General features: G+C 59.9%; 16 protein-coding genes. 5 read left to right on the top strand and 11 right to left on the bottom strand.

Features of this window, described 5'->3' with window-relative positions:
* Positions 1-53: 53 nt before the first annotated feature.
* The 4 genes from ACFVTJ_RS02235 to ACFVTJ_RS02220 all read left to right on the top strand — a co-directional run bounded on the left by ACFVTJ_RS02235 (position 54) and on the right by ACFVTJ_RS02220 (position 4,897).
* Positions 54-1,004 carry an alpha/beta fold hydrolase gene (locus tag ACFVTJ_RS02235; protein ID WP_386904267.1) on the top strand — a complete coding sequence of 317 codons (951 nt, stop codon included), beginning with the start codon at positions 54-56 and terminating at the stop codon, positions 1,002-1,004.
* Positions 1,005-1,105: 101 nt separating this feature from the next.
* The gene (locus ACFVTJ_RS02230; protein ID WP_386904265.1) at positions 1,106-2,308 is read left to right on the top strand and encodes a CaiB/BaiF CoA transferase family protein; all 1,203 of its coding nucleotides are present in this window, start codon (positions 1,106-1,108) and stop codon (positions 2,306-2,308) included.
* On the top strand, positions 2,305-3,957 hold the full coding sequence (locus ACFVTJ_RS02225) for a thiamine pyrophosphate-binding protein (RefSeq protein ID WP_386904263.1): 1,653 nt from the start codon (positions 2,305-2,307) through the stop codon (positions 3,955-3,957). Before ACFVTJ_RS02230 ends, ACFVTJ_RS02225 begins: the two co-directional genes overlap by 4 nt.
* Before the next feature lie 187 nt (positions 3,958-4,144).
* Positions 4,145-4,897 carry a HugZ family protein gene (locus ACFVTJ_RS02220; RefSeq protein ID WP_386904261.1) on the top strand — a complete coding sequence of 251 codons (753 nt, stop codon included), beginning with the start codon at positions 4,145-4,147 and terminating at the stop codon, positions 4,895-4,897.
* A gap of 169 nt (positions 4,898-5,066) precedes the next feature.
* Here ACFVTJ_RS02220 and ACFVTJ_RS02215 read toward each other — a convergent pair whose 3' ends face one another.
* The 3 genes from ACFVTJ_RS02215 to ACFVTJ_RS02205 all read right to left on the bottom strand — a co-directional run bounded on the left by ACFVTJ_RS02215 (position 5,067) and on the right by ACFVTJ_RS02205 (position 6,745).
* Complete coding sequence (locus tag ACFVTJ_RS02215; protein ID WP_004442838.1) at positions 5,067-5,408, bottom strand: RidA family protein; 342 nt, start codon at positions 5,406-5,408, stop codon at positions 5,067-5,069.
* Positions 5,409-5,455: 47 nt separating this feature from the next.
* The gene (locus ACFVTJ_RS02210) at positions 5,456-5,794 is read right to left on the bottom strand and encodes a TIGR01244 family sulfur transferase (RefSeq protein WP_386904258.1); all 339 of its coding nucleotides are present in this window, start codon (positions 5,792-5,794) and stop codon (positions 5,456-5,458) included.
* A 117-nt stretch (positions 5,795-5,911) separates the two neighbouring features.
* Positions 5,912-6,745, bottom strand: a complete 834-nt coding sequence (locus ACFVTJ_RS02205) for an aldose 1-epimerase family protein (RefSeq protein WP_386904256.1) — start codon at positions 6,743-6,745, stop codon at positions 5,912-5,914.
* A 155-nt stretch (positions 6,746-6,900) separates the two neighbouring features.
* On the opposite strand from ACFVTJ_RS02205, the gene ACFVTJ_RS02200 reads away from it, so the two are divergent.
* Positions 6,901-8,304: a L,D-transpeptidase family protein gene (locus ACFVTJ_RS02200; protein WP_386904254.1), complete on the top strand. Its 1,404-nt coding sequence runs from the start codon at positions 6,901-6,903 to the stop codon at positions 8,302-8,304.
* Between the two features lie 57 nt (positions 8,305-8,361).
* Here the strand turns inward: ACFVTJ_RS02200 and ACFVTJ_RS02195 are convergent, their stop codons facing one another.
* The 8 genes from ACFVTJ_RS02195 to ACFVTJ_RS02160 form a co-directional block, all read right to left on the bottom strand.
* Complete coding sequence (locus ACFVTJ_RS02195; RefSeq protein WP_386904252.1) at positions 8,362-9,567, bottom strand: MFS transporter; 1,206 nt, start codon at positions 9,565-9,567, stop codon at positions 8,362-8,364.
* A gap of 46 nt (positions 9,568-9,613) precedes the next feature.
* Positions 9,614-10,237, bottom strand: coding sequence for a TetR/AcrR family transcriptional regulator (locus ACFVTJ_RS02190; protein WP_386905249.1), 624 nt, complete (start codon positions 10,235-10,237; stop codon positions 9,614-9,616).
* Positions 10,238-10,403: 166 nt separating this feature from the next.
* Positions 10,404-11,120 (bottom strand): AAA family ATPase, encoded by a 717-nt coding sequence (locus ACFVTJ_RS02185; RefSeq protein WP_386904250.1) that lies wholly within the window; start codon positions 11,118-11,120, stop codon positions 10,404-10,406.
* Between the two features lie 157 nt (positions 11,121-11,277).
* A complete protein-coding gene (locus ACFVTJ_RS02180) occupies positions 11,278-12,423 on the bottom strand; it encodes an iron-containing alcohol dehydrogenase (protein ID WP_386904248.1) in 1,146 nt (381 codons plus the stop codon).
* Positions 12,420-13,808 carry an aldehyde dehydrogenase family protein gene (locus ACFVTJ_RS02175; RefSeq protein WP_386904246.1) on the bottom strand — a complete coding sequence of 463 codons (1,389 nt, stop codon included), beginning with the start codon at positions 13,806-13,808 and terminating at the stop codon, positions 12,420-12,422. Before ACFVTJ_RS02175 ends, ACFVTJ_RS02180 begins: the two co-directional genes overlap by 4 nt.
* Before the next feature lie 18 nt (positions 13,809-13,826).
* On the bottom strand, positions 13,827-15,194 hold the full coding sequence (locus tag ACFVTJ_RS02170) for a glutamine synthetase family protein (RefSeq protein ID WP_386904244.1): 1,368 nt from the start codon (positions 15,192-15,194) through the stop codon (positions 13,827-13,829).
* A 63-nt stretch (positions 15,195-15,257) separates the two neighbouring features.
* Complete coding sequence (locus tag ACFVTJ_RS02165) at positions 15,258-16,772, bottom strand: amino acid permease (RefSeq protein WP_386904242.1); 1,515 nt, start codon at positions 16,770-16,772, stop codon at positions 15,258-15,260.
* 222 nt (positions 16,773-16,994) lie between these two features.
* The gene (locus ACFVTJ_RS02160; protein WP_386904240.1) at positions 16,995-17,768 is read right to left on the bottom strand and encodes an N-formylglutamate amidohydrolase; all 774 of its coding nucleotides are present in this window, start codon (positions 17,766-17,768) and stop codon (positions 16,995-16,997) included.
* Positions 17,769-17,810: the final 42 nt, after the last annotated feature.

Below are 17,810 nucleotides of genomic sequence, written 5' to 3'. Positions count from 1 at the left end.
GATTATGACCCCATGATTATGACAAGCTCAGTGATGACACGACGGGTATGACGATGAATGAGACGACGGATAACTTCGCCTTCAGCCGGATTGAGAGGCTGGAAGCCCCCTCCGGCGCATCCATCGCCTTCCGTCATCAGCCTTCCGCCCTCGCTTCCGCCCGCGGCGTGCTGATGATCTGCCACGGCCTCGTTGAACATGTCGGACGCTACCGCCGTTTTGCCGAGGTCATGGCGCAGCAGGGTTTCGAGGTCTATGCCCATGACCATCGTGGCCACGGTCGCACGAGAGCGGCGGATGCGCCTCTCGGCCGCTTTGCCTGGAAGGATGGCGCGGACAAGGTCGTGGCCGATGTCATGGCGATGCGGCGGATGGTCGGCGAAAGACATCCCGGCCTGCCGGTCATCCTGTTCGGCCATTCCATGGGCGGCCTTGTTGCGCTCAACACCGCCGTCAGTCATCCTGATGCCTTCGATGGTCTGTCGATCTGGAATTCCAATCTCAATCCCGGCGTCATGGGCCGCCTCGCGCAGGCGGTGCTGCGGCTTGAAAAGATGTTCAAGGGCTCGGATGTGCCGAGCGCCATCCTGCCTCAAGCCACCTTCCGCGCCTGGAACGCGAAAATGCCGGAAAAGCGCACCCATGCGGACTGGCTGAGCCACGACAAGGCAGCGGTGGACGCCTATGTGGAAGATCCACTCTGCCAGTTCGAGGCGAGCGTTTCCCTCTGGCAGGATGTCTTCGCACTCTCCTATCGTGGCCCAAACCTCATCGCGCGCCTGCCGAAAACGCTGCCGCTGTTGCTGGTCAGCGGCGATCAGGACGCCGCGACCAATGACGGCAGGGAAATTGTGTGGCTGGCGGAGCGGTTTCGGGAGGCAGGTTTCAGCCATGTCGAGCACACCATCTACAAGGGCATGCGGCACGAGACGCTGAACGAGATCGGCTGGCAGGCGGTGGCGGCGGATTTCGCCGCCTGGTGCGGCCGCGTCGTGGGTGACTGAAAACCTCTTTGCCGAAACGGAATAAGCCCATGAGATAAAATCACATGCGGCGCGGCAGGCAGCGGTCTATAAACCGGCAAGCAGAAAATCCCGGGGGACAGATGACCGACATGCCGAACAGGAAACCGCCGCTATCAGGCATTCGCGTCATCGAGCTGGCGCGCGTTCTGGCCGGTCCCTGGGCGGGGCAGATGCTGGCCGATATGGGCGCAGACGTCATCAAGGTGGAAAACCCCGAAGGCGGCGACGATACCCGCGCATGGGGCCCGCCCTTCGTTGAAGGTGCCGACGGAGAAAACCTGTCTGCCGCCTATTACCACGCCACCAATCGCGGCAAACGCTCCATCGTTGCCGATCTCAAGACACCCGAAGGCTGCGCACTGGTGCGCCGCCTCGTGCGCACCGCCGATGTCGTCATCGAAAACTTCAAGCGCGGCGGGCTTGACAAATATGGCCTCGATTACGAGAGCCTGAGGGTTCTCAATCCGAAGCTGATCTATTGCTCCATCACCGGTTTCGGCCAGACCGGTCCCTATGCCGATTTCGCCGGATATGATTACATCGTGCAGGGCATGTCGGGCTTCATGTCGATCACTGGCGAACCGGATGGCCAGCCGATGAAGGCTGGCGTGGCGGTTGCCGATATCTTCACCGGTATCTATTCCGTGACAGCCATTCAGGCCGCCCTCATCCACGCCATGCGGTCAGGTGAAGGCCAGCATATCGACATGGCGCTTCTGGACGTGCAGTCGGCCGTGCTCGCCAACCAGAATATGAATTACCTCATTTCCGGCACGCCACCCGTCAGGCTCGGCAACGCCCATCCGAATATTTCGCCCTATGAGGTGGTGCCAACGGCCGATGGCTTCCTGATCCTCGCGGTCGGCAATGACGGCCAGTTCCGCCGCCTCTGCAATATTCTCGGCATTGGCGCGATTGCCGATGACGAGCGTTACGCGACAAACAAAGCCCGCGTGGCGCACAAGGTCGAGGTCCGGCAGATCATTTCCACCGAAACGCTGAAATGGCAGAAGCGCGATCTTCTGACGGCTTGCGAACAGAATGCGGTGCCAGCCGGGCCAATCAATTCCATCGAGGAAATGTTCGCCGACCCACAGGTTCAGGCACGCGGCCTGCGTGTTGATCTCGAGGCTCAGGATGGCACTGTCATCCCCGGAGTGCGGACACCGATTATCATGTCACAGACGCCGCTGCGTTACGAACGCCCGAGCCCGAAGCTCGGCGAACATCAGGCGCAGGTGCTGGCCGAACTGGAAAACATCGAAAGGACCACGACGCCATGAAAAGAACAGGCGGGCAATTGATCGTCGAAGCGCTGAAGGCCAACGGTGTCTCCCGCGTGTCCTGCGTTCCGGGCGAAAGCTATCTGGCGGTGCTGGACGCGCTCTATGAAAGCGGCATTGAAACCGTGGTCTGCCGCCAGGAAGGTGGCGCCGCCATGATGGCCGACACCTGGGGGCGGCTGACGGGCGAACCCGGCATCTGCATGGTGACGCGCGGCCCGGGTGCAACCAACGCCTCGGCCGGCCTGCACATCGCACGGCAGGATTCCATTCCGATGATCCTGTTCATCGGTCAGGTGCAGCGCGAAGCGCGCGAGCGCGAAGCCTTTCAGGAAGTAGAATATCGCCGCGCCTTTACCGAATTCGCAAAATGGGTAGGCGAGATCGACGATGCCCGCCGCATCCCCGAATTCGTCACCCGCGCCTTTGCCGTCGCCACGTCCGGCCGCCCCGGCCCGGTGGTTCTGACGCTGCCTGAAGACATGCTGGTGGAAGAGGTCGAAGCACCCGACGCAAAGCCGTACACGCCCGTTGAAGCGCACCCGGGCCCGTCGCAGATAACGACCTTCGCAAAAATGCTCGGCGAGGCAAAGCGGCCCATCTTCATTGTCGGCGGCACCCGTTGGTCCGAGGAGAGCGTGACGAACTTCAGAATTTTCGCGGAACAGAACAAGCTGCCTGTCGGCTGTTCCTTCCGCCGCCAGATGCTGTTCGATCACCTGAGCCCTTCCTATGCCGGCGATGTCGGCATCGGCATCAACCCGGCGCTGGCAAAGGAGATCAAGGAATCGGACCTTGTGATCCTCCTCGGCGGCCGCCTTTCCGAAATGCCCTCATCCGGTTATACGCTGCTCGATATCCCCTACCCGTCGCAGAAACTCGTCCATATCTATCCGGAAGCCGAAGAGCTTGGCCGCGTTTACCGCCCCGATCTCGCGATCTGCGCTGCACCGGATGATTTTATCGCCGCCCTATCCTCCATCGCACTTTCCGGCAGCGCCGAATGGGCGGATCGCACCGCCGCCATGCATGCAGCTTATCTCAGCTGGTCTACCCCACCGCAGACCGGCCCCGGCGCTGTGCAGATGGGTCCAATCATGGACTGGATCGAGGCCAATGTGCCAGAGGACGCGATCTTCACCAATGGCGCGGGCAACTATGCTACCTGGGTCCACCGCTTCCACCGCTTCCGCCGCTTCAACACGCAATCGGCCCCGACATCAGGTTCCATGGGTTACGGCCTGCCGGCGGCGGTCGCGGCCAAGCATCTGTTCCCCGAGCGCGAGGTGATCTGCTTTGCCGGTGACGGCTGCTTCATGATGCATGGACAGGAATTCATCACCGCTGTGCGTTACGGTCTGCCGATCATCACCGTGCTAGTCAATAATGGCACCTACGGCACGATCCGCATGCATCAGGAGCGGGAATATCCCGGCCGTGTGAGCGGCACCGATCTCGTCAATCCGGATTTCAACGCCTTTGCCAAAGCATATGGCGGACACGGCGAAACCGTGGAAAGAACGCAAGACTTCGCCGCTGCCTTCGAGCGGGCGCGTGCGAGCGGCAAGCCGGCCATCATCGAGGTGAAACTGGATGCCGAAGCCATCACGCCGACGCGTACCCTGACGCAGATTAGGACAAAAAGCTGACATGACGCATGGACATGCCTCCGGCATGGTGTAAATCCTGACGCTCGCTGGACGTCATCCTCGGGCTTGTCCCGAGGATCCAAACACGTCGTGTTAAATCGATGGGTTGCAGATGCTCGGGACAGGCCCGAGCATGACGTGGAGAGGTTTTACGCTTCTCTCAGCATACACTAACTCAGGATAAAACATGCCGGACGTTGCCCCTCCCGTCATCACCCCACGCGGTACAAAGATCGAGCCCTCCGCCGGCGCGCCTTTCGAGGCTGTGCGCGTGGCCCGGGATGTGTTACACACTTCCCGCACCGCAGCACTTGCGACCCTCGATCCCGTCAGCGGTTATCCATATACGACCGCCACCAATATCGGCATCGAGCCCGATGGCACACCGTTCTTCTTTGCAGCGGGGCTGACGCTGCACGCCCGTAACATGGAGACGGACGCGCGCATCTCGCTGACACTCGCCCCCTTCGGCAAGGGTGACGCGCTGACGCTGCCGCGCCTGACACTGGTGGGCAAGGCGGAACAAATCAGCCCGGATGAAGTACCGCTCGCCATCGCGCGCTACATTGCCCGTTACCCCAAAGCGAAACTTTATCTCTCCCTTCCCGACACGAGGCTTTACCGGCTGCGGACGGAAGGCGTGCAGATCAATGGCGGCCCGGCCCGCAACGCCAGCAATATTATCCCCGCCGATCTGCGCACCGATCTATCAGGCGCAGAGGAACTGATGGCGGCGGCGGAAAGCGAAGCGACCCGCCTTAACGCCGTCAAGGGCGAAGCAGCTCGGCTCGCCGTTCTAGCTGGCGCAAAAACCGGCCGCTGGAAGATCACCTCCATCGACCCGGATGGAATCGATCTCGCCTCGGCCAGCGATCTGGCCCGGCTGTGGTTTCCAGAGCGGGTGACGACGTTGAAGCAGTTTAAGAAGGCGTTTTCTTAGCTTTTGAGGTGAAGGGCGCAAGCGATTCAAAAACCTGGGACAATCGCCTCTCCACCGTCGTGCTCAGGCCTGTGCCGAGGACGACGAAACAGGCACTTCGAATTTTCCATCAAAAAAAGCCGGGATGCATTCCGCATCCCGGCCTTTTCTTAAAAAATCAAACCATTGCTCAGAGAGCAGCGGTCACGATGAATTCAACCTTGTAGTCCGGCGTTGCCAGCGCTGCTTCGCTTGTCGCGCGGGCCGGCGGATTTGCCGGATCGATCCAGCCTTCCCAGACGGCATTCATTTCGCCGAAGGTGGACATGTCGGAGAGATAGATGATGGTCTGCAGGATCTTCGACTTGTCGGAACCGGCAGCGGCCAGCAGGCGATCGACTTCAGCGAGAGCCGACTTGCTCTGTTCCGTCACGCTGGTGCCTTCACCAACCTGGCCGGCCAGATAAACGGTGTTGCCGTGAACGACGGCGCCGCTCATGCGCTTGCCCGGCTCGATACGCTTGATGGTCATGGAGAACTCCTGTTGATTGGCATTAAAAATCGAAGATGCGCGGAAAATCAGCCGCGCAGATGGTGGGTCTTTTCGTAGATCGCCGTGGACCGCGCGCCGGAACGGCAATAGCCGAGCATCGGGCGCTGCAATTCATCGAGTGCATCCACCATGCCGGCAACGGCATCGGCATCGACGCCATAGCGGCCGACCGGGACGTGCATGATGGTAATACCGAGCTGCTCTGCGCGCTCGGCAATATCGGCAAAGAGCGGCTGGCCCTCTTCTTCGCCGTCAGGGCGGTGGCAGACGATCGACTTGAAGCCGAGCGCCTTGACCTCATCCAGATCGGCGACGCTGATCTGTCCCGTTACCGAATAGTCGTCGTCTATGCGCCTGATATCCATGTCATGCCTCCGCTGAAACCGGCGCCCGCGCCGCTGGCTGTCACCCTTGAAATCCGCATCCGATGTAAGCGGTCAAACCCTGTGCGTCAATGATGGCGCACCGTCATTCGCTACAGTTCAGAGGATGGAAAAGCGCAGGCCGAAGGAACGGCTTTCGCCCGGCTGGAGAATATTGAACTCGCCGGAAGCCTCAAGCTCGCTCCGCCCCACCCAGCGATGCGAAACCGGCTCGATGCCGAGCACATTGGCCGGCGCCTGCTGGTTGCGCCACATCTGCAGATAGGGCAGCGTTTCCGTGCGAAAACGCACGGTCAGCGTCTTCCCGCCGATGGCCGCAATCGGTCCGAGCGCGAGCGACGCCCACTCGTCATCACCGGCGGGAACGCAGAAAACGGTGCCCGGCTCTTCGCCGAAACGCCAGCCGTGGCCGCCACCATCCAACATCGCGCCTTCAAGCCGCACGGCATCGTCGAAAAGGCGCGCGCCGACATTCATATGATACATCAGAAACACCGGGATGGGCCGCGCCGAGGTGTTGACGATCTTATCATCGAGGCTGACTTCGCCGCTTTCCCCGTCGATTCGCCATGTCCGTTCTAGAAGCGCAGTGCCGCCATCGGCAAGCTTCACGGGAACCTCGACGCGCGCTAGTGCATTGGACTCATGAACATCGAACGCAATGACCGTCGCCGGATGCGAGGAAAAGGATCCATGCAGCGGATATCGACGTCCCTCACCGTCGCCATGGATCGGCTCGGGATGGCGGATGTGATCGGGACCGCAGGTGAACAGAAAACCTTCCAGTGAGTGGTCGATGCGTGCATCGCCATCGTCGGGAATGGCGCGGCCGGGCGCGATGTCGATGCCGTCGACGACACAGGAGCCAATATCGAAAACGGAGGTTTCGTCGAGGAAAATGCGTGGCGATCTGCCAGCCTGAAACGAACGCAAGACAACCTCCCTGTGGCAGTAAAAACGCATGGATCACGGAAACGCTACTAACCGTGACGGAAATTAAGATTGCATTAACCGCGAATTCACCTTTTTCACAATAGGGTCAAGATTAGCGTGTGTTTATCGGTGACGAAGCAAGGGATAGCAGAATCGTGAAACAGTTTCTTAACGCAGCTCTAGGTCTGACGGTCGCGCTGGCGTCGGTTTTCGCCCCGCTACAGGCTGGCGCGCAGCAGCGTTATGGCGACCAACAGCAGACCATGCTGGTCACGCCGGATGGTCGTGTTCTCGACTTCATGCCCGAGCGTGGCGATATCGTCATCAGCCGTGACACGATGGGCCGCACTGTATTTTACGATCGCTACGGCAATCTGCTGGCCACCGAAATGCCCTCCGGTTATCAGCAGCGGCAGCAAGTCCGCCAGCGCGACACCACCTATTATCCGCCTGCCCCCGGTGGCCAGTACGACGGCCAGTACCGGGAACCGCAGCGCGACTACGGCTATCAGGACAATGGCAGCGTACGCGACTATCGCGAATATCGCGGCGATGGCTCCGACGACGATGTCTATACCGGCTCCGTTCCCGCCCCCGGCGCGGTCGAAGGCGGACCACTTGGACAGCCGATGCCGGGCGAAAGCACCACGGCCGCCGTTCCACAGCCTGAACATCTGATCGAGCGCCACACGCCGGTGACGACGCCGGTCAACCGCTCGCGCCAGGAGATTGTCGCGCTCCAGACTTTCCTCGATCGCGAAGGCATTTCGCCCGGCGTCATCGACGGCAAGATGGGCGACAACGTCAACAAGGCGATTGCCGCGTGGCAGGACATGACCGGCGAAAAGCTGGATCCGAACAATTCCGATGATATTCTGGAAAGGCTGCGTGCTTCCGGCGGCATGCCGATCGTCGACTACACGATCACCGCCGCCGATGCCGCCGGCCCCTACGTCGCCTCCATTCCGGATGACTATGCCGCGAAATCGCAGCTGCCCGCACTCTCCTTCACCTCGACCACGGAAGCGCTGGCCGAACGCTTTCATATGGACGAGACCTATTTGAAGGAACTGAACCCCGGCATTGATTTCACCGTGCCAGGCACCATCATCAAGGTCGTCAATCCCGGTGAGCCGAAGAAGGGCCAGGTCGCCCGCATCGTCGCGCATAAAGGGATCAAGCAAGTCTTTGCTTATGGTCAGGACGGCAATCTGATTGCGGCCTATCCTGCCACCATTGGCTCCACGGATACCCCTTCGCCGAGCGGCACGCATACCGTGGAGCGCGTAGCGCTTAATCCCGGCTATACCTATAATCCGAAGATCAACTTCAAGCAGGGCCAGAACGACAAGATCCTGCAAATCCCGCCCGGCCCGAATGGTCCGGTCGGTACGGTCTGGATCGCCCTGTCGAAGCCCACCTACGGTATTCACGGCACGCCGGAACCGTCCAAGATCGGCAAGACCAACAGCCACGGTTGTATTCGCCTCACAAACTGGGATGCGACCGAACTGGCGAAAATGGTCCGCCCCGGCGTCGTGGTCGAATTCGCCGAATAAATCGACGGCAAAAAAGAAAAGCCCGCGTCTCGACGCGGGCTTTTTCGTCAGTGGGGTTTATCCGCGCTTTTCCGTCAGGAAATAAAGTAGCGCCGCCACCGGCAGGGCAAAACCGATCCACGAGGCGGCTTGCCATTCACCAACGGCATAGGCCCAGCCCCCCACGGCGGAACCGATCGCGCCTCCCATGAAAAACGTCGCCATGTAGATGCCGTTCAGGCGGCTGCGGAATTCCGCTCCGAGCGTGAAGATCGCCCGCTGACCAAGCACCAGATTGGTGGTAACACCGAAATCCAGAACGATGGCGGCGACGACCAGAATGGCGAGCGCCAGATGTGAGCCCTCCGGCGCCAGATGCGTGACGGCGAAGGAGAGTGCCACCGATACCAGTGCAAAAAGGGTAGCCACCCGGGTCCAGCCACGATCGGCCATTCGCCCGGCAATCGGTGCGGCCACGGTGCCGGCTGCGCCCGCCAGTGCGAACAGCGCGATCTCACCCTGGCTGAGATTGAAATGCGGTCCACTCAGATAAAGCGGCGTCGTCGTCCAGAACAGGCTGAAGGCGGCAAAGAGGAAAGCATGGTAGATCGCCCGCCGCCGCAGGATCGGCGTGTGGAGGGCGAGCCTGCCCATGGAGGCCATCAATGAGCCATAGCTCAGCCGGGCCTCGGGCATGCGGATGGGAAGAAGCCGGAAAAGCACCACGGCGAGAAGCGCCATGACGGCCGCCGACGTCAGAAAAACGCCCCGCCAGGAGACAACTTCAGACAGCAGGCTGGAAACCGGCCGCGCCAGCATGATGCCGGCCATCAACCCGCTCATAACATTGCCGACCACTCTTCCGCGAATGGCATGCGGCGCCATATGCGCGGCATAGGGAACGATAACTTGTACCGCCACCGAACTGACGCCGACCAGAAAGGCCGCGATCAGGAACGGTGCCGCGTGCGGGGCGAACGCAGCGGCGGCGAGCGACAATACCGCCATCGAGACCGAACTGACCACCAGCTTGCGGTTTTCGATGAGATCGCCGAGCGGCACGACGAACAGCAGGCCGACGCCGTAACCGATCTGCGTCAGCGTGACGATCAGGCCAGTGGCACCGGCGGAAAGACCAAGCTCCGATCCAATGATGCCGGCAAGCGGCTGGCCATAATAAAGATTGGCTGCAATCAGCCCGCAGGCTGTCGCGAGCAAAAACGTCAGAGCCGGGGAAATGGATGTTGCCTCAACATCCTCCCCATCAATTACACGCGTCGTCATCATTTTCTCCAATATGGAAACGAATGTTTCCTAAATATTCACAAAATTACGCGGCAAGCTTCATGGCGATATCAACCACGGCCACCATGTCCTTGAGGCTGCGCCCGGTTTTACCCACCACGCGCATACCATACATCATGCACAGCATCGCCCGGGCAAGATCATCCGGGTCGGCCTTCGAATGCACTGAACCATCCTTCTGCCCTTCGGTGATGATGCGGGCGACGATCCGTTCCCTCGCCTTCACCGCCCGCTCGACCACGACGGCGATGTCGTCATCTAGCGCAGCCAGATCGGCAGCAGCACCAACCACGAGACAGCCGTCGGAGCCGACTCCGCCATGAGATCGTTCGGCATAAAACATCAGCCCGGCTCTCAGACGCTCATAACCGGTCTCGAAACCAGCCACAGCCGCCTCGAAACGCTCGGTTTGTATAATCCTGTAGCGCTCCATCGTTGCGATGAAGATGGCTTTCTTGTCCTTGAAGGCCTTGTAGAGACTGCCCTGCGCCAGTTCCATCGCATCGGTTAGATCGCCAACCGAGGTCGCGTGGTAGCCGCGCCGCGAGAACACCTTGATTGCGCCGTCGAGCGCGCGATCGAGATCGAACTCGCGCGGGCGGCCGCGATGGCGTTGTTGGGGGGAACTGGACTGGCTCAAATTGCTCATCACCGGAATATAGGAAACGATCGTTTCCAAATCAAGAAAAATTTTCGCGCCGCGAAGAGGTACCAGAAAGCGCCTCGTAACGGCGCTTCTGCTACGTATTTTGTGGGAAGTCCATTTCGCCCAACGCCGCGATTTGCGTGCAAGCAGCTGGGATCGAAATAATGGATCAGGCAGCCCTGCGCGTCACCAGGCGTGCAAGGTGCGCGACGCGCCTCGGAAGTCTTTTCGGCAGAAGAGTAACGACTTCTTCGGCAAAGGCTGCAGCATTTTCGACCGCCTTGTCGATATTACTGACCTTCTTTCCATCCAGACAGAGAAGAGTTCCACCATAGTCGAAAATATCGCGATAGGCCGCCCGCTCCACAATCGCCGTGTTGAGCATGGAAACGTTTTTTTCCGACAGCAGCATTTTGACGAGCAGTAACGACCGCGTCGCCACCATCGCGTTAACCCGTGTTAAAACGATAGAATGCGCAATCTGCTTCCTCATCTTTCGGTTAAGGAATTCAATGTGGTCGAGCACTTCGGCGGCGCCTCGCGCGTCCATTGCCGAGCCCTGAACAGGGATCAGAACGTGATCGGAAATACCGAGAGCCATGGTTAGCAGCGGCGTTTTCGCTCCCGGAAGGTCAATGATGAAACAATCGGTATTGGCTCTATTCTCGCGAATGTGCGCTTCGAGCGAAGCCATCGTCACATGCGAGATTACAGCCAAATTTTCAACCACGCCGGATAATTCGTGCCATCGGGAAATCCACAATTGCGGATCGGCATCCAGAACCGTCACTCGATGACCGCTGCGGGCGAGTTCGGTGGCGAGAAGCAGCACGGCCGTGGTTTTCCCCGCGCCGCCCTTGGTATTGGCGAAAGTGATGACTGACATGATACCCCCTGTTTGTCAGAGCCGTTTCATGCTCATTCACGCACCGACCTCTTCATGGTGCTTTCCATAATCTTAACGAACAGGGTTAATAAAAAGCTAACGTCGGGGCGAAGCGTTTTAAGAAAAGCCCGCGACTGATCTCGCGGGCTCGTCTGCGTCAGAAGCAATCCTCGAACAATTTCTTCGTGTTCTCAAGCGTCATCGGCACCGGATTGCCGCCGCAGCTCGGATCCTTGATCGCTTCCGCCGCCAGTTCGTCGATACGATCCGGCTTGATGCCCATGGCGGTGAGATTCTCCGGCACGCCGAGTTCCTTGCGAAGCTCCAGCACATAGTCATAAAAGCCGTCGAAACCGCCGGAAATGCCAAGATAGGCAGCGGCGCGGGCAATCTTGTCCTCGATGGCCGGACGGTTGAAGCGCAGCACGGCCGGCATGACGACGGCATTGGTCATGCCGTGATGGGTGTTGTAGACTGCACCGATCGGATGCGAGAGCGAATGGATGGCGCCGAGACCCTTCTGGAAGGCTACCGCCCCCATCGCCGCCGCTGCCATCATGTTGGTGCGGGCTTCAATATCCGTCCCGTCCTTATAGGCGCGTGGCAGGAATTCCTTGACGAGACGCAGACCCTCAAGAGCCACGCCGGCGCTCATCGGATGGAAGAACGGCGACGAATAGGCTTCGAGGCAGTGGGCAAAGGCATCCATACCCGTGCCGGCCGTGATGACCTTGGGCATGCCGACCGTCAGCTCCGGATCGCAGATGACGACGCCGGGCAAGAGCTTCGGATGGAAAATGATCTTTTTCACATGGGTCTGCGAATTGGTGATAACGCTGGCGCGACCGACTTCCGAACCGGTGCCCGCCGTCGTCGGAACGGCAACGATAGGCGCGATCTTGGAAGCGTCCGCCCGTGTCCACCAGTCGCCGATATCTTCGAAATCCCAGACCGGGCGGGTCTGCCCGGCCATGAAGGCAATGGTCTTGCCGAGATCGAGCCCGGAACCGCCGCCGAAAGCGACGACGCCGTCATGGCCGCCATCGCGATAGGCCTTCACGCCGGCTTCCATGTTGATTTCGTTCGGGTTCGGATCGACCTCGGCGAAGATCGCCCGGCCGAGACCCGCCTCTTCCAGCACATCCAGCGCATGCGCGGTAATCGCCATATTGGCAAGGCCGCGATCCGTAACGAGAAGCGGCTTCTTGATGCCGAGCGTCTTGCAGGCTTCCGCCAGTTCCTTGATCCGGCCACGGCCAAGCTTCACGGCGGTGGGGTAGCTCCAGTTGGCGACGATATTCATTTCGTGACTTTCTTCAGATGGTATGATTTCGGACGGGTCAGGTTCTGGAAGCCGAGGACGGAGAGCGAGCCGCCACGGCCGGTTTCCTTCACACCGGTCCAGCAAAGCGCCGGGTCGAGATAGTCCGCACGGTTCATGAACACGGTACCGGTTTCTATGTCGCGGCCGATGCGCCCGGCGCGGGCGGCATCCTGCGTCCAGAGCGAAGCGGTCAGCCCGTATTTGCTGTCATTCATCAGCGCGATGGCTTCGTCATCGTTCTTCACCTTCATGATGCCAACGGATGGGCCGAAGGTTTCTTCGGTCATGAACTCCATGGAATGATCGACATTGACGAGGACTTGCGGCGCGACATAGGCGCTTTCGCCATCATCGGCAGGGAATAGCTTCGGATCGACCAGCGCTTTGGCGCCCTTCGCAACAGCATCGGCGACCTGCGCACGCACCACCTTGGCGAAACGCTTGTTGGCCATCGGCCCGAGCGTGGTTTCCTGCTCCAGCGGATTGCCGAGCTTGTAGTTGGACACCCACGCGACCGACTTCTCGACGAAGGCGTCGTAGAGGTTTTCATTAACGTAGATACGCTCGATACCGCAGCAGCATTGCCCGGAATTATACGTCGCGCCATCCATCAGCGTATCGACGGCGGCCTCCAGATCGGCATCCTCCATCACATAACCGGGATCCTTGCCGCCGAGCTCAAGCCCGAGACCGGTGAAGGTGCCGGCCGCGGCGCGCTCGATGGCGCGGCCGCCTTCCACCGAACCGGTGAAGTTGACGAAATTGAACAGCCCCTCGGAAATGAGCGCCGAGGTCGTGCCGTGGTCGAGGAAGACATTGATAAAGACATCGTCAGGCACGCCGGCCTCGACAAAGGCCCGCACCATGCGCTCGCCGACCAGCAGCGTCTGCGCCGCGTGCTTGATGACAACCGTATTGCCGGCCATCAACGCAGGCGCGACGGTGTTGATCGCCGTCATGTAGGGATAGTTCCAAGGCGCGATAACGAAGACCACGCCATGTGCCTCACGCTCGATACGGCGTTCGAAATTGCCGCTTTCCTCGATGACGAGCGGCGCCAGCGCATCGGTGGCGATGGACGCGACATAGTTCGAGCGCTCGTTGAAGCCCTTGAACTCGCCGCCATAACGAACCGGACGGCCCATCATATGGGCAAGTTCCGGCACGACCTCATCCACCATTTCATTGAGGCGTGCGACACCTTTCAGAACAAGCTGAACGCGGTCCTCAAGCGGACGTCGCGCCCAGTCCTTCTGCGCCTTGCGCGCTTTCGAAACGGCGGCGCGCGCCGCCTCCAGCGACATCGCCTCCCGCTCGGCATAGACCGAACCGTCGATGGGCGAGATATTCTGGATCATGGTCATGATGTTTTCCCGTAATGATTAGGCCCGTTCGAAACCGCGCGCCACTTCCCAGTCGGTCACGCGGCGGTCGTATTCTTCCTGTTCCCACGCCCCGGCGCGGACGTAATGATCGATCACATCGTCGCCAAAGGCGCTGCGCAGCATTTTCGATCCGTCCAGATGGGCAGTGGCGTCGCGCAATGTCTTGGGTATCTCGCGCACGTCCTCGCCGCCATAGGCGTCACCGACAAAAGCGGGTTCAAGTTCGAGTTTATTTTCGATGCCGTCAATGCCCGCCGCAAGAAGAGCCGCCATCGCAAGATAAGGATTGAGGTCGGAGCCACCGACGCGGCACTCGATACGGATGCCCTTTGTGCCTTCGCCGCACAGACGATATCCCGCGGTGCGGTTGTCGAGGCTCCAGATCGCCTTGGTGGGCGCAAAGGTGCCGGCCATGAACCGCTTGTAGGAATTGATGTAGGGCGCCAGAAAATAGGTGATCTCGCTGGCATGGGCCAGAAGCCCGGCAACATAATGCCGCATCAGTTCCGACATGCCATGCTTGGCGTCCTTGTCCAGAAACGCCGGGGTCTTGCCGTCGAGGCTCCACAGCGACTGGTGGATGTGTGAAGAACTGCCGGCAGCATTGTAGTTCCACTTGGCGAGGAACGTTACCGCCTTGCCCTTGGACCAGGCGATCTCCTTGGTGGCGTTCTTGATGATGGCGTGCCGGTCGGCCATGGTCAGCGCCTCGGCATAACGAACGTTGATTTCCGCCTGACCGGGAGACGCCTCGCCCTTGGAATTTTCAACCGGAATGCCGGCGCCCTGCAGCCCCTTGCGCAGCGCCCGCATGACGTCCTCTTCCTTGGTCGTCTGGAAGATGTGGTAATCCTCGTTATAGCCGCTGGCGAGGTTCAAGTCCCTGTAACCGCTGGCGCGCGCCGCATCGAAGGTCTGGTCGAACAGGAAGAATTCCAGCTCGGTCGCCATATAGGCTTTCAGCCCCATGGCCTCCAGCCGCGCCACCTGCTTCTTGAGAAGCGCGCGCGGCGAATGCGGCACTTCTTCGTGGGTGTGGTGATCGAGCACGTCGCAGAGCACCAGCGCCGTGCCTTCCAGCCACGGCACCCGCCGCAGCGTCGAAAGGTCCGGCTTCAGAATGTAGTCGCCGTAACCCTTTTCCCAGCTGGAGGATTTATAGCCGGGAACGGTTTCCATTTCCATGTCGGTAGCGAGTACGTAATTGCAGCTATGGGTTTCCTCATAGGCGCTTTCAACAAAGAACTCGGCCTGAAACCGCTTGCCCATCAGACGCCCCTGCATGTCCACAAGGCAGGCCAGAACCGTGTCGATGCGACCCTCAGCGACATCCATTTTAAGCGCGTCGAATGTGTAGCTCGTCATTTTATCCGTTCCCTTTATTGTCGTGACCGGGCGGCCGTATCCGGCCGCCCGTTTGTTTGAGTATCAGGCCTTTGCAGCCGCCGCTGCCATGGCAGCCTGCTTGTGCTCCAGCGCGAATTCCTCTTCCGGCGACAGGATGAGGCGATGGCGGCCGATGAAAGCGAAGTATGCGATCGCCACGGCAAACCAGACGGCAACCCAGAGCACACCCTTTGTGAAGTTCGGATCCTGGATCTGGTAAAGCAGCGTGACGATGGCGATGATGATTGTCAGCACCGCACCGGGAATGCCGAAGGGCGAGCGGAACGGCCGCTCGATATGCGGCAGGTTCTTGCGGAGCAGGATGAAGGAAATCGCCTGCATGATATAGGAGAACATCGCACCGAAAACGGCCATGTTCAAAAGCACGCTGCCGATGATGCTGCCGCCCTGTTCCGCACCCAGCGAGAACCAGATGACCAGCATGACCGCAAGGCCCACGATCGCGCCGGTGATGTTGGCTACATATGGCGTGCGGTATTTCGAGTGGGTAATGGACAGCACGGTCGGGAAATAACCCGCACGCGACAACGAATAGATCTGACGGCCCTGCGCATAGAGGATCGTATGAAAACTTGCGATCAGGCCCGTGAGCGCCACGAGACCAAGCAGCACCACCCCGCCATCGCCATAGATCGCCTTGAAACCGTCCAAAAGCGGCTCAAGCGACGAGCTGAGATGGAAGGCGCCGACGCCCGGAAGCGACGGGTTTAGCAGCACGATCATGAAGGCCGAAACCATCAGCGTGACCATGCCAAGGATGATACCCTTCGGCATGTCGCGTTTCGGATCGACGGATTCCTCGGCCGCCAGCGGCAACTGCTCGATGGCCAGAAACAGCCAGACCGCGAAAGGCAGCGTGGCGAGAACGCCAGAGAAACCGAAGGGGAAGAAGGATCCGCCGCCCTCCGGCAGTTCCACCGCCTTGCCGTCAGGACCGACACCGATGTTGAGCGCAAAACGCGAAAAATCGATGTTGGGGATTGCGCTGATCCAGAAGAACACCAGAACGGCAAGCGAAATCAACGTGATAACGAGCGTTACCTTGAACGAAAGCTCAAGCCCGAAGACGTTGAGTCCCAAAAAAATTGCATAAAACACGATCCACACGAAAGGTGAATAGGCCGGATCGAGGCCGAGAATGGAGTTCACATAGGCGGTGATGAAGGTGACGACGACCGCCGGCGTCAGCACATATTCGACATTCTCGCAAAGTCCGGTGATGAAGCCGCCCCACGGACCCATGGCCGTGCGGGCGAAGGAATAGGCCGCGCCGGTATGCGGTAGGGCCGGGCTCATTTCCGCGATCGAAAATGTCAGCCCAAGATACATGATGGCGATGATGATGCCCGCCACCAGCATGCCGCCCCAGCCGCCGGTGGAAAATCCGAAATTCCATCCGGAAAAATGCCCTGATATGACCGCGCCGACGCCAAGCGCCCAGAGCGACCACACGCCCGCATAACGGGAAAGTCCGCGTTTTTCGAAATAGGATGCATCAGCCTTCTTGTAGCTGACGCCTGATGATGAACTGTCCATGCCCTTCTCTCCTGATAAGAAAAAAACAAGCCAGTCAGCCATTATTGGCCGATTGTGCCCCAGTCTTCGACGCCGTCAGGGAATTCCCGGATCGCGCCGCACGCATCTGCTGTTCCCGTGCCGCTCCTTGCCCCGGCTTCTTTGACCGGCTTGATCGGATGGCGGCAGTCTCTCTTTTAATGGCAGGCCCCGGTGTGTTCACCGTCGGCCTCCCCTGCTCCCTCACTCGTCTATCGATGCGAGTGCTTTCCCCATAAGCTCGTAGAGAAAAGCGGCGATCTGCGCCTGCTCTCCTTCATTGGTGATAAGATCGTTGCGGATTTCGATCATGACGTTCAACAGCCCATCCGGCAGCGCGTGTAGCCGCAGCGTATGGGTCACACCGTCTTCCGGCCCGTATGGATCGTTGCGATTGACGGTGAGCGATGACCCCTCGGAACCGGCGAGCATCGCATCCGCAAGCCGGCTGTCGCTATCGTGCAGGATGCCGATTTCCACCTCGCGGAACTGGCCATGATAAACCGGCGTAAAACTATGGATCGTCACCACCACCACATTGCGGCCAGCGGCCTGACGCTCTGCGATAATCCCGCTCACCCGGTCATGAAACGGCACATAGAGCGCCGACGTTCGGGCAAAGCGCTCCGCTTCCCCGAGATCGAAATTGCCGGGAATATAATAAATCTCGCTTTTCACCGGCATGGCGGAAGGCGATTCGGGCGGGCGGTTACAATCGTATACGAGGCGCGAAAAGCGCTGGTAAACCAGCGTCGCGTCGAATTTCTCCGACAGCAGCCGGGCAACGGCGAGAGCGCCCGGATCCCAGGCCGCGTGGCTGGAAAGCACATCAGCCGCAAGCCCTAGATTACCCAGTTTCTGCGGAATGGTCGAAGACGCATGTTCGCAGACGAGAAGGATATCGCCCTTACCCCCGGCGTTCTCGACGCCGACGGCATGCCCTTCCGCTTCTGTGAAAAACCGCGACCGCAGCGTCATGCACGAACCCCACCCGGAACCCCCGCGTTCCTTCAATACCGA

It is taken from the genome of Agrobacterium sp. NPDC058088, from assembly GCF_042885035.1.
Taxonomy (GTDB): Bacteria; Pseudomonadota; Alphaproteobacteria; order Rhizobiales; family Rhizobiaceae; genus Agrobacterium.
This window is presented reverse-complemented; position numbering and strand designations above follow the sequence as displayed.